Genomic DNA, 11,865 nt, shown 5'->3' on the forward strand with positions numbered 1-11,865 from the left:
GCTGAATATCCATTTCTGCGGTTTGTCCCCTCCTTTTCCTGTCGGTCATTACTCTCATAACCCAGATGATCTTTCATTTCTCCCTGAAGCATTGATTCAAACATAGGGCCGAAGATATCTTTCAAAGCATCCTGCATGTCTCCGACGTTTTCCGGTTGGTACTGATTCAGTATTGCCTGTACCAGTGCATCTTTTTTAGGGTCACGTTTTCTTCTTGCCATAGTAGTTCTATCCTTCCTTTTCTCTGTTGTTTAGTTTAACATATCCTGACAAAAAAACAGAGTGTGAAGTTCATTTTGAACTTACACACTCTATCTTACACTCCCAAGAAAAAGATGGTTGTTGTCAGCCATCTTTTTCTCTTTTATTATATTCTGTTATTACATGGATATATATTGCTCTGCAACTCTCTCACCGCCTGTTACATATTTTAAACCATGAGCAGCCTCTTTTCCCACTAATTCAGAAATAGCTTCATCTTCGACTTTTCGCAAGTCTGCTAAAGATATTTGGCCATTTGCAAACTGAGCTCTTGCAGTTTTAATCTGTGAGGGCCTTAAGAAAGAACCCACAATATCATATTTTATATTTAACATATAGAACCTCCTGAATTATATCCCCCAGTATTGCTTTGCAATTCTCTGACCCTGGTCAATTTTTGCCCACTGTTCTTCTTCGGTTAACTCGTTTCCTCCATCACAGGAAGCAAAACCACACTGATGAGAAAGCAGCAAGCGGTCTTTATTAATAATCCGGGCAGCCTCATCCAGCAAACGGAGAATGCGGCCTTCATCATCCAAGGTATTTGTCTTGCTGGAAAGCAGGCCTAGAACAATCTCAGTGTCAGGTTTATCTTTAAATACCTCAAGTGCTTCAAGTGAACCAGCTCTGTCATCATCCCATTCAAGGAAGAAACGGTCGTATTTTAATTGTTTTAAAAACAACCCTGCAATTTTAGCATAAGAACCGCCGCCCATATTGCGGGAATCATAATTACCGCGGCAGTTGTGCGTCCACATTTTCAGACCCAGACTGTGCCCAAAATCGATTATTCTATTATTAATATCAATAAATTCATTAGCAAGCTCTTCGGCCCCATCTCTGGTTACTGTTTCACCCGTAAATGGAGAATGAGGATTATCATCAGCAAAAAGCTCCCAAAGACAATCATCAAGCTGCAGGATTTTTCCACCAGCTCTTGCATACTCTTCTACAAACTCCTTATAGGCCCTTATCAGCCCTTCCTTCAATTCTTGGAGATTCTTATAAACCGAATCCCCGCTGCCAATGTTATCTGACCATGACAGCTCTCCGAAGATATGGGAGGGAGACGGAATACATAATTTTGTTTCATGCTCTCCTGCAATGGCTTTCAGCCTCTGAAACACAATAATAAAGTGATGATTTTTTCCACTTAATTCTCCTGCAATACGCAAGCCGATGTCTTTTCGTGTTTCATAATTTGAACAGCCGTCCTTATCTTGAAAAAAATAACCATGATCAGCAATGTAACGGTTAATACCGCTAAATCCCCAAACAAAGTCCAAGTGCCATAAAGACTTTGAATATTCACCATCAGAAATTACAGTCAGTCCATGTTCAATCTGCTTTTTAATAACAGCTTTTGTGGAATCAATTTCACACTGCTCATACCCTTCAAAATCCTTATAGAAGGGATAGATAATATCATCTCTGCCTTCAATTTCTCTCTTATATTTAAGTAAACCTGCCGGACGCAGCAAACTACCTACGATTTGAAATTTTTCACTCATTAAAAGTACCTCCTCAGCTCAATTTTGTTATAACCAATTGTATCATGAAGAGATTACTTATCGGTAACACTTAAATAATATGAGGAGTTATAGTTTTTCGCTATAACTCCTCGTTTACATTAACTCCATATTCGGCAACAACAGATTTTAATTCTTCCAGATACATCGACGCCTGCCTGGTCAGCTGAATGTCTTTATGAGAAATCCAGCCAATTTCCATCACGTCATCAACATGAAGCGGCACTGCTGTAATATCATCGCCATTTAAATCTGCACTGACAATTCCTGTTGAAATAGTATAGCCGTTAAGTCCAATCATTAAATTAAAAATAGTAGCCCTGTCTCCAACATGAATATCTTTTTTAACATGCTCTGTACTGAGTATTTCTTCTGAAAAATAAAATGAATTATAATCCCCCTGCTCAAATGAAAGGCGGGGATACTCTGCTAAATCCTCAAGTGTAACATACTTCTTATTGGCAAGAGGGTTTTTGGTACTTATAAAAACGTGAGGTTTAGCTGTAAACAATGGATAAAATCTCAAATTGCTTTCATGAAGCAGTTTTTCTATTACTTTCCGGTTGAACGTATTCATATAAAGTATACCCAAATCACTGCGGAGATTTTTAACATCCTCAACAATCTCAAAAGTTCTTGCCTCCCGCAATGTATATTCATATTCTTCCGAATTCGTTTTCTTTACCATGTTTACAAAGGCATTTACAGCAAAAGCGTAATGCTGGGTTGATATGGAACACAACCTCCTTGAAGGTTTTTTATTTAGCCACCTCTGTTCCAAGAGTTCCGTCTGCTCTAAAACCTGACGTGCATAACCTAAAAACTCCACTCCGTCCGTTGTTAATGATATACCCCTTGGAGTCCTCGTAAAAAGTTCATGTTCAATTTCCTTTTCCAGATCTTTCAGTGCATTTGAAAGGCTCGATTGGGCTATAAAAAGACGTTCTGCAGCTTTATTAATAGAACCACAGTTCACAATCTCAATAAAATATTTTAACTGTTGTAATGTCATAAAAATTCCTCTCAAATTTAATTGCAATTATTATGAGATCATTTTACCATAGATACACTGCCAAATAAAAGCCCTGAGTTCATACAAATCACTATAGCAATAAAAGTGATAAAGCATGATACACCAAAACGACACCTATAATACTTACGAGCGTAGGAACAAGTACGTTCGACAGCTTTGTAACCTGAGTTTTAATTACCTGATAAAGATGGTCAAATTTGTCTTGCGCTCTGATATAAATAAAATACAAAATTATCAAAGGTGATGTGTAAATTATATTGTATACAACAAGTATGAACGCTACTTGCAAAAACGTTAGCTGATAATTAAAAAGAATTGCTAAAAAAGCGAAATATGGCAATGCAGTTGTCAATTCCGAAATCGTTGCCCCAACTCCCAAAACCATTAAAGCCATCGGAGATACTGATTTTATCTTATTTACAGCCTCTGCTTCATCATCCTTATTATCATAGCTCTCACCGGCCTTCAAAGATTGAATTTGTTTTTTGAATGACTCAAGTTTCTTACTCTGCAGTAAAAATCCAACTCCGATTAAAAAAACAATGCCAAGTATTAATTCAGAAATCAATAGAATCTGCCAATGTCTTTCTATCAGCTCACTAAAAAAACTACCAATAAAGGTTATAAGCCCAAAGTACGCCAGAAATCCACCTATTAAATTTGTTACTCCCGTTGGTATGATAAAATATAATATATGCTTTGGTTTTTTAACCATACCCTGCAAAACAAACTGCTGCGTAATCGCAATCGGATTAAGGCTGTCTGCCGCACTTGTTAAAACTGTTGAAAACAATAATCCCCACATATCGATTGCTCCTTTTAAGTCAAAAAAATAAGCCTGGGAGTGTATTAAATAACTCCCAGGCTTTTATCCCTCCGTGTACACAATCAATAGATTGTGCGTCTTCTCTCGGTCCAGGCTAACAATTTCTGTTACGGAACCCTAGAAAACTAAAAAATATTCAAGTGTATCATCGGTAGACCTGAAGCCTTAATTAACCTGAAGAGGTTTGGCCTTAACCAGTTCAATTGCTTCTTTACCACTCATATATTCAATCGCAAGCTCTATCATACACACCCTGTTATATTCCTTTTCAATTGCCTGCAATTGATGTGTTTTTTCTTGGTCAGGTGAATATCTTGCAGTTAAGATTTCAATAGCTTTTCTTTTTTCCAAATCATCTTCCAGAATACGGGTCTTGCCAAATACAATAACACTGCGAAAATAACTAGTATATTTCTCCTGCACCACCTGATCCTTATCAATCACACAAAAGGAGACTTTCTCGCTTCTGGAAATAGCATCCAGCTTATGCCCATTTTTAGCACAATGAAAAAATATCCTATTGTCATGATATACATAACTGAGCGGAACAGCATAGGGATAATCATCATCCCCAGATACAGCTAACACACCTGAGGTTCCACGATTCAATACTTGGATGTTCTCTTCTAATGTTAAAGCTTGTTTTTTGCGACGCATTTCCCTAAACATATAGACACCTCTTTCATAAATAAAAAACGCCTAACACTCATTCCTTCAATGGCCTAATGGAATAAATGCAAGACGGTCACCCGGCGGTAAACTTATATAGAACATATCATAAAAATATTAAGTTTTCAACTACAATAAATAAAGTTTGTTAAAGATCACTTATATTTCTTATTTTAGAAATGGCCTGTAGTTCATTATGACATGAAACCCAGTTTTAAAATGTGTACTTATTTTTCCATCTATAAAACCGGCACTTTACGAAAAATGTAAAGTGCCGGTTTTCAACGTTCCCTGCGAGAATCGAACTCACAACTAGTGCTTAGGAGGCGCTTGTTATATCCATTTAACTAAGGGAACCTATTTTTTACTAAAAGTTATTGAATTTTGAAAAATCAACTTTTCAACCTCTAAAGAACACAATTAATAATATAACATAAAAAACAAAAATTCTCAACATTTTCATAAATATTTTTATAGCTTCATGAATACTTTTTACAGTTCAGCCAAATAATTGTGCATGGCTGAACTGTAACTTTTAAAAATTAATATATCCCTGTAACCATATTGTTCCCTTGAATCTTCTTCCGATTTCCGGTTCACCCATTATTTCTTTTTCCGGAACGCATATGTCAAATTGAAGCTCATTCACATCCAGCTTCATCTGATATAAAGATTCTTTTGTCAGGCTATTTTCTCTTTTTCTGACTGCAATTATTTCGCCCATTATGGAATACAAATCACACTCCACGCCATATGGCATAAAGTATGTATCGACAATAGAAAATATATCTTCGTTAATCAGTCTTCTGGATACTCTTGAATATGTATCAATGTCATCCAGTGTTAATGTTTCTATTGCTGTCTGATCTCCGTTCCTTGCTGCTTTAAGTAATACTTTTCTATTATCAGATGCCTCCTTTTCGTTTTTTACCTGATCTTCACTTTTTTGCACAGGAAATAATATCTTTCCTGATAAAGCTAATCCGGAAAATGTAACGGAAGTAGCCAGCTCTGTTGTAAACCCGAGCTGGCGTTCTCTCATATATTCAACGCCGTTTTGAAGATGAAAAATAAGGCTGATTCCTACTCTTGGATCTTCACAAATTCCCACATATTCTTCTTTTTCAATACGCTTTTCCACAACAACATCTGCATATGTGGTTATTCCACTGCCTTCAAAATATGGAAAATAGTAATCTGCATCAAAATTTTCCTCTTCGTCCAATTCTCCGCATAATGTAATTCCCACATTCTGTCCGTATTCTTTTTGAAATTCACAGTAATCGGCCCAGCTCTGATACGACACAATTGTCTGATGTGTAAAAGTGGTTTCTATCTGTTTCAAGAGTTCTTTTAATTCTTTTTTTGTGTGCAGTTCGTTGAAACCAATTGCTTTTAGATACTGATGCATAATATTCTCCAAATTTTATCTTTATAGATTGTTAATCTAATTTACGGGCGTAATAACTGTATTTCCTCCCATATATGGCTGTAATGCCTCCGGTATCTTTACAGACCCGTCTGCCTGAAGGTTATTTTCCAAAAATGCAATCAGCATTCTTGGAGGAGCCACTACAGTATTATTCAATGTATGGGCAAAATATTTACTCTTTTCGCCTTTCACACGAATACCTAATCTTCTTGCCTGAGCATCTCCCAGATTAGAACAGCTTCCAACTTCAAAGTATTTCTTCTGTCTCGGTGACCATGCCTCTACATCTACAGATTTCACTTTTAAATCTGCCAAATCCCCTGAACAGCATTCTAAAGTACGAACCGGGATATCTAAGGAACGGAATAAATCTACTGTATTTTTCCACAATTTATCATACCAATCCATACTCTCCTCTGGTTTACATACAACAATCATTTCCTGCTTTTCAAACTGATGAATACGGTATACCCCACGCTCCTCTACACCATGGGCACCTTTTTCTTTTCTGAAGCATGGTGAATAACTGGTCAGTGTCTGAGGCAATTCCTCTTCAGTAAGCTGAGTATCAATGAATTTACCAATCATGGAATGCTCACTTGTTCCAATAAGATACAAATCTTCACCTTCAATCTTATACATCATTGCATCCATCTCAGCAAAGCTCATTACACCGGTAACTACATGGCTTCGAATCATAAATGGCGGAATACAATAAGTAAATCCTCTCCCAATCATAAAATCTCTGGCGTAAGATATAACTGCAGAATGAATACGTGCAATATCTCCCATTAAATAGTAAAATCCACTGCCTGCCACACGTCTTGCACTGTCCAAGTCAATACCATTAAATCTTTCCATAATATCTGTATGATATGGTATCTCAAATTCCGGTACTACAGGTTCTCCAAATTTCTCAATTTCCACATTTTCATTGTCATCTTTTCCAATCGGTACAGATGGGTCAATGATATTTGGGAGGGTCATCATAATTTTTTTAATATTTTCTTCTACTTCTTTTTCTTCTGCTGAAAGAACTTCTATTCTGTCACCATCTTCTGTAATTTTTTTCTTCAGTTCTTTCGCGTCTTCCAGCTTTCCCTGTGCCATCATCGCGCCAATTTCTTTAGATATTTTATTCTTCTCTGCCCTTAGAACTTCTACTTCCTGTTTAATATCACGGTTTTTTTGATCCAACTCTAACACTTCATCAACCAGGGGTAACTTTTCATCCTGGAATTTATTTTTGATGTTTTGTCTTACTACATCTGGATTTGCTCTTACAAATTTAATATCTAACATGATACTCCTCCTCACACCTTTGTTCTTTATGATTTATAAACTTTATTGAACATTAGCAGTTTAATAAGTTTACTTTCTTATTTTATTTAAAAATACGTTAATCTTTTTTCAAATCATAAGCTTCCTGATACATAGCTCTTTCCAGGGACTCAGATTCCTCTCCTGCCAGCTCAATATAACTCTGGCCATTTACAATTTCTTTTATATAAGTATAACATCCCTCACGGCTATGCATCGCATTCATAATCCATCCATTGTCATTTTCATCCAGCATAGTTATTGCAAAACTAAGATTTCCACCCATTTCATGAAAAGCATCATATTTTACAATTCCTATTTTCTGGTAATGTGACTTCATCTTTTTATAAATATCTTGTACACTTCTCTGGTTTTCTTTGGCGATTTCTGAAATACCATCAATTTCCTCAAATCTTGCTAATATACTCTCTTCTAAATTCTTGCCATCCTTTCCCTTCATAAACGAAGAATAGTTGGCTTTCATTCTGTTGTACTTCATATTTACACTTATTAACAATACAAATAGCAATACCTGAATTAGAAATAACAATATAAATAAATACATAGGATCAACGCCAATGCTTCCCAATATAGTATTTTCCATTTATACTCCTCCTTACGAATTATTCTACTCTCCTCTTTTCCTAATATATCAGTATCTAATTATTATACTGATTTCCCCTCAGATTATGTTTCTATTCTTTCTGCCTTATAATTTAAAACTCTATACCTTATTGAATATTAGTAGTTCAGTAAGTATACGCTCTTGTACCACTAATTCATTTAACTGCTAATTTTTAATTAGATATAGACATTATCATATCGAATATACGTTCGAGCTCATCTTCTGAATAATATTCGATCTCGATTCTTCCTTTTCCATTAGCCTTTTGATTTACATTCACTTTTGTCCCCATAATATTTTTCATTCTTTCTTCTAAATTATCATAAATGAATGTATTTTGGACTTTTTCTGCTTTCTGTACCTTCTTAGGATTTTTTAAAGCTTTCACAAGTTTTTCTGTTTCACGGACACTAAGTTTTTCATCAAATATTTTATTCGCTATCAGATACTGCTGTTCTTCATCATCGATTGCAAGCAGCGCCCTTGCATGTCCCGTTGTAATCATATCGTCCACAATCATTTGTTGGACTCTCTCACTTAATTTCAAGAGACGCATGGAATTAGTAACTGCTGTCCTGCTCTTTGATACTCTCTCAGCAACCTCATCTTGTTTCAAACTAAATTCTTCCAACAAACGTTTATAAGCCATAGCTTCCTCTATGGGGTTTAAATTTTCTCTTTGAATATTTTCAATCAAAGATATCTCAACTATTTCCTGGTCTGTATATGTTTTAATAACTACAGGAATCTCTTTAAGTCCAGCTAATTTTGCTGCACGCCATCTTCTTTCCCCTGCAATAATTTCATAATAATCTTTCTTTTTCTGTACAAGTAAAGGCTGAAGAATTCCAAATTGTTTTATGGAATCAGATAATTCTAATAAAGCATCCTCATCAAAATCTTTTCTAGGCTGATCTCTATTAGGCTCTACTTGATTGATTTTAACTAGTATTTCACCGGTTCCACTGGTTCTTACATCAGGCTTGTCCTGTTTATTAAGCTCTATATTTGCAGGTTTCTTTGATGTTTTCTCACTTTTATCAGGAATCAGACTATCTAACCCTTTGCCAAGTCCATTTCTTTTCACTGCCATATTTTTATTCCTCTCCTTTATGAATCACTTCTTCTGCTAACAACATATAACTTTCTGCCCCTGCAGATTTTGGATCGTACAAATTTATAGGCATTCCATAACTTGGTGCTTCTGCCAAACGGATATTTCTTGGTATTATGGTTTTGTAAATATTCTGATTCAGATTATCCTTTACATTTTCCACTACCTGTAAAGAAAGATTAGTTCTAGCATCATACATTGTGAAAACTACACCTTCAATTTTTAGAGATGGGTTCAATCTTTCCTGTACCAATTTAATAGTATGTATCAGCTGACTCAGTCCTTCAAGTGCGTAATACTCACATTGAATTGGGACCAGTATAGAATCCGCTGTTGTCATAGCATTAATAGTAAGCATGCTCAATGCAGGCGGACAATCAATAATCACAAAATCATAGTTGTCCTTAACCTTTTCAATTTCATTTTTAATAATATACTCTTTATTTTCAACACCAATCAGCTCAATCTCTGCTGCTGACAAATTAATATTAGATGGGAGAACATCAAGATTTTCAAAAATCTCTTTGCAAATACAATCCTTAATTTCAGCATTACCAATAATTAAGTCATAAATACTATATTCAACCTCATTCTTATTTACACTAAGCCCACTGGTCATATTTCCTTGAGGGTCCATATCTAGTGCCAAAATTTTCTTTCCAAGACTAGCAAGTGAGGATGATAAATTGATAGCTGTTGTTGTCTTTCCTACACCACCTTTTTGGTTAGCAATTGCTATAATCCTTCCCATTTTAATACTCCTTTCATTGAACACTTTATTATTATAACATCTTTTCAATTGTATATCTATAGGATGTTTCACGTGAAACATAGAAATTTTCAGAAATGGATTAGTGAAAACAGAAATCGGGTAACCCCTTTGATATTTTCTCCTGATTTTACCTCGCTTAGAAATGTGGTAATTTCTCTTTTAGTTACACAAAATGTTTCACGTGAAACATTTTGTGTTTAGGTTAATAAATGTAAGAATAATATTATAGAATGTTTCACGTGAAACATATGATTTAAAACATAGATAATTTTACTCTTTATTTGCTTCTCCGAGTGTAGTATAATAATCTTACAGTAGTTATTTTATATCTATTAGTGAAATGAAGATAGAATAAAATCTCTATCTCAATAAATGTTCTAACAGTTTTGAAATAATATCAAAGCTGCTATAAACCTATGAAGAGATAGTAAATCGGATTTCTAATATTCGTTTTAACTGGATACAAATTTAAAGAGAGGTGATACTTTGAGCTGGAAGAAAAAGCTTACGACATGTGCTCTCCTTGGCGGTACTGCTGTTGGAATTATGCATGTTGTTAATCGATTAGTTTATCATATTTCTACTATAGATAATCTTTTGTTCCATAAGGATGAAAAGTACTATGATTGGAGATTTGGCCGTGTTTTTTATACAAAGCAAGGAAATGGCTCTCCAATTTTGTTAGTTCACGACCTGAATGTCACCAGTTCTGCATATGAATGGAACAAAATCGTGGACACGTTATCTGAGACTAACACAGTATATACTATCGATTTACTTGGATGTGGACGTTCAAATAAACCGAATTTAACTTATACCAACTATTTATATGTCCAATTAATCACTGATTTTATTAAACATATCATTGGTAAAAAGACAGATGTTATAGCTACCGGAGAATCTGGTACATTTATTTTGATGGCATGCGCAAATGATAATACAGTGATTGATAAAATAATTATGATAAATCCTCAGAATCTTGTTGAGCTTGCAAAGATACCTACCAAGCGCACAAAAGTATTACGTCATATTATAAACACCCCTATAATAGGCACATTTATTTATAATATTCTTATCAATAAAAGGACAATTGAAGAAGATTTTAGTTCCAGATATTATTATGATCAAAATAATATCGAGGAAAGAAGCATAATCACATATTTTGAAGCAGCACACAAATTCAATAACCGCTCAAAACATTTATATGCGAGTATGAAATCCAGGTATACAAATGCAAATATTATGCATTGCTTAAGGGGAATAAATAACAGCATATTTATTATTGTAGGAAATTCTAATCCTGAAAATATATTAACAGCTAATCAATACCAAAATCAACTTCCTTCTATAGAAATTGTGGGAATAGATAAGACGAAACATCTGCCTCAGATGGAAATACCAGAAGAATTTATAGAGCAAGTAAAGATTTTATTTGAAATTGAAGGATAATCCATTCATATAGTATCATCCATCAACTCGGGCTAAAGAAAATGGCAGAAGAGAATAAATGCTAATTCATTACTCTTCTGCCATTCTATTTTATTGTATTTCTATTCTAAATTATATCGGTTCCTTTGATGGTATTCCTGCTTTTCTTGGATATTTTTTCTTCGTACTCTCTTTCTTTTTTATCTTTATAAATGACCGGGTTATCTCTGTTCCTGGAAGCTGAAATTTTACTTTTTCTTCTATTTCAGCACCTAAAGCCTTTACTGCTTTTTTTGAACTTTGCAATTCCTCTTCTATACTTCCAGACTTATAAGATACAAATACTCCCCCTATCCGTATGTAAGGAACGCAATATTCACATAAAGTAGATAAGTTTGCAACTGCTCTGGATACACATAAATCAAATTTTTCTCTGTACTCTTCTTTCCGTGCATAATCTTCTGCTCTTCCATGCAATACTTCAATATTTTCTAATCCTAACTCTTCCACAACTTTATCAAGAAACTTTACTCTTTTGTTTAAAGAATCTAACAAAACGACATGCAATTGTGGAAAAGTTATTTTAAGTGGCAATCCAGGAAATCCAGCCCCGGTTCCTATATCTATTACATTTTTTACTTCTTCTATTTTAATTGCTTTTACAACTGCAAGGCTGTCAACAAAGTGTTTCTCATTTACTTCATCATAATCTGTTATCCCTGTCAGGTTCATAACTTTGTTCCACTCTGCCAGCAATTCATAATATTTATTAAACTGCCACTTTTGGTGTTCACTCAATTGAATCCCCAGCTCTCTTAACTGATTTTCAAATTTATTTTCCATACATTTCCCCCAA

Annotated in this window: 13 protein-coding genes, 1 tRNA gene and 1 riboswitch; of the genes, 1 reads left to right on the plus strand and 13 read right to left on the minus strand. The window is 34.7% G+C overall.

Features of this window, described 5'->3' with window-relative positions:
• The 12 genes from A8805_RS21260 to A8805_RS21315 form a co-directional block, all read right to left on the minus strand.
• Positions 1 to 221: transposase (locus A8805_RS21260; RefSeq protein ID WP_181392948.1), on the minus strand; the 221-nt coding region annotated here is incomplete at its 3' end.
• A gap of 159 nt (positions 222 to 380) precedes the next feature.
• Complete coding sequence (locus A8805_RS21265) at positions 381 to 596, minus strand: hypothetical protein (RefSeq protein WP_181392949.1); 216 nt, start codon at positions 594 to 596, stop codon at positions 381 to 383.
• Between the two features lie 15 nt (positions 597 to 611).
• Positions 612 to 1,772, minus strand: a complete 1,161-nt coding sequence (locus A8805_RS21270) for a cobalamin-independent methionine synthase II family protein (protein ID WP_109714719.1) — start codon at positions 1,770 to 1,772, stop codon at positions 612 to 614.
• Positions 1,773 to 1,872: 100 nt separating this feature from the next.
• Positions 1,873 to 2,802, minus strand: coding sequence for a LysR family transcriptional regulator (locus A8805_RS21275; protein ID WP_109714720.1), 930 nt, complete (start codon positions 2,800 to 2,802; stop codon positions 1,873 to 1,875).
• A 91-nt stretch (positions 2,803 to 2,893) separates the two neighbouring features.
• Positions 2,894 to 3,628 carry a GAP family protein gene (locus A8805_RS21280; protein WP_109714721.1) on the minus strand — a complete coding sequence of 245 codons (735 nt, stop codon included), beginning with the start codon at positions 3,626 to 3,628 and terminating at the stop codon, positions 2,894 to 2,896.
• Positions 3,629 to 3,678: 50 nt separating this feature from the next.
• A riboswitch (guanidine-I (ykkC/yxkD leader) is annotated at positions 3,679 to 3,781 on the minus strand.
• A 33-nt stretch (positions 3,782 to 3,814) separates the two neighbouring features.
• Positions 3,815 to 4,318, minus strand: coding sequence for a pyridoxamine 5'-phosphate oxidase family protein (locus A8805_RS21285; protein ID WP_109714722.1), 504 nt, complete (start codon positions 4,316 to 4,318; stop codon positions 3,815 to 3,817).
• Between the two features lie 285 nt (positions 4,319 to 4,603).
• A tRNA-Arg gene (locus A8805_RS21290) sits at positions 4,604 to 4,675 on the minus strand.
• A gap of 178 nt (positions 4,676 to 4,853) precedes the next feature.
• Positions 4,854 to 5,729 carry a DUF3881 family protein gene (locus tag A8805_RS21295; RefSeq protein ID WP_109714723.1) on the minus strand — a complete coding sequence of 292 codons (876 nt, stop codon included), beginning with the start codon at positions 5,727 to 5,729 and terminating at the stop codon, positions 4,854 to 4,856.
• 36 nt (positions 5,730 to 5,765) lie between these two features.
• The gene (gene serS / locus A8805_RS21300) at positions 5,766 to 7,052 is read right to left on the minus strand and encodes a serine--tRNA ligase (RefSeq protein WP_109714724.1); all 1,287 of its coding nucleotides are present in this window, start codon (positions 7,050 to 7,052) and stop codon (positions 5,766 to 5,768) included.
• Between the two features lie 97 nt (positions 7,053 to 7,149).
• Positions 7,150 to 7,674: a DUF4446 family protein gene (locus tag A8805_RS21305; protein ID WP_109714725.1), complete on the minus strand. Its 525-nt coding sequence runs from the start codon at positions 7,672 to 7,674 to the stop codon at positions 7,150 to 7,152.
• A 193-nt stretch (positions 7,675 to 7,867) separates the two neighbouring features.
• On the minus strand, positions 7,868 to 8,788 hold the full coding sequence (locus A8805_RS21310) for a ParB/RepB/Spo0J family partition protein (RefSeq protein WP_109714726.1): 921 nt from the start codon (positions 8,786 to 8,788) through the stop codon (positions 7,868 to 7,870).
• A gap of 4 nt (positions 8,789 to 8,792) precedes the next feature.
• Positions 8,793 to 9,560, minus strand: a complete 768-nt coding sequence (locus tag A8805_RS21315; RefSeq protein ID WP_109714727.1) for a ParA family protein — start codon at positions 9,558 to 9,560, stop codon at positions 8,793 to 8,795.
• 507 nt (positions 9,561 to 10,067) lie between these two features.
• Between A8805_RS21315 and A8805_RS21320 the strand changes: the two genes are divergently transcribed.
• Positions 10,068 to 11,030: an alpha/beta fold hydrolase gene (locus A8805_RS21320; protein WP_109714728.1), complete on the plus strand. Its 963-nt coding sequence runs from the start codon at positions 10,068 to 10,070 to the stop codon at positions 11,028 to 11,030.
• Between the two features lie 111 nt (positions 11,031 to 11,141).
• Here A8805_RS21320 and rsmG read toward each other — a convergent pair whose 3' ends face one another.
• Positions 11,142 to 11,852 carry a 16S rRNA (guanine(527)-N(7))-methyltransferase RsmG gene (gene rsmG / locus A8805_RS21325; protein WP_109714729.1) on the minus strand — a complete coding sequence of 237 codons (711 nt, stop codon included), beginning with the start codon at positions 11,850 to 11,852 and terminating at the stop codon, positions 11,142 to 11,144.
• Positions 11,853 to 11,865: the final 13 nt, after the last annotated feature.

This window comes from Faecalicatena contorta, assembly GCF_003149105.1.
In the GTDB taxonomy this organism is placed as follows: Bacteria; Bacillota; Clostridia; order Lachnospirales; family Lachnospiraceae; genus Muricomes; species Muricomes contortus_C.

Coding starts and splice junctions, on each gene's coding strand:
- A8805_RS21265 (WP_181392949.1), bottom strand. CDS start 596: ATGTTAAATATAAAATATGATATTGTGGGTTCTTTCTTAAGGCCCTCA.
- A8805_RS21270 (WP_109714719.1), bottom strand. CDS start 1,772: ATGAGTGAAAAATTTCAAATCGTAGGTAGTTTGCTGCGTCCGGCAGGT.
- A8805_RS21275 (WP_109714720.1), bottom strand. CDS start 2,802: ATGACATTACAACAGTTAAAATATTTTATTGAGATTGTGAACTGTGGT.
- A8805_RS21280 (WP_109714721.1), bottom strand. CDS start 3,628: ATGTGGGGATTATTGTTTTCAACAGTTTTAACAAGTGCGGCAGACAGC.
- A8805_RS21285 (WP_109714722.1), bottom strand. CDS start 4,318: ATGTTTAGGGAAATGCGTCGCAAAAAACAAGCTTTAACATTAGAAGAG.
- A8805_RS21295 (WP_109714723.1), bottom strand. CDS start 5,729: ATGCATCAGTATCTAAAAGCAATTGGTTTCAACGAACTGCACACAAAA.
- serS (WP_109714724.1), bottom strand. CDS start 7,052: ATGTTAGATATTAAATTTGTAAGAGCAAATCCAGATGTAGTAAGACAA.
- A8805_RS21305 (WP_109714725.1), bottom strand. CDS start 7,674: ATGGAAAATACTATATTGGGAAGCATTGGCGTTGATCCTATGTATTTA.
- A8805_RS21310 (WP_109714726.1), bottom strand. CDS start 8,788: ATGGCAGTGAAAAGAAATGGACTTGGCAAAGGGTTAGATAGTCTGATT.
- A8805_RS21315 (WP_109714727.1), bottom strand. CDS start 9,560: ATGGGAAGGATTATAGCAATTGCTAACCAAAAAGGTGGTGTAGGAAAG.
- rsmG (WP_109714729.1), bottom strand. CDS start 11,852: ATGGAAAATAAATTTGAAAATCAGTTAAGAGAGCTGGGGATTCAATTG.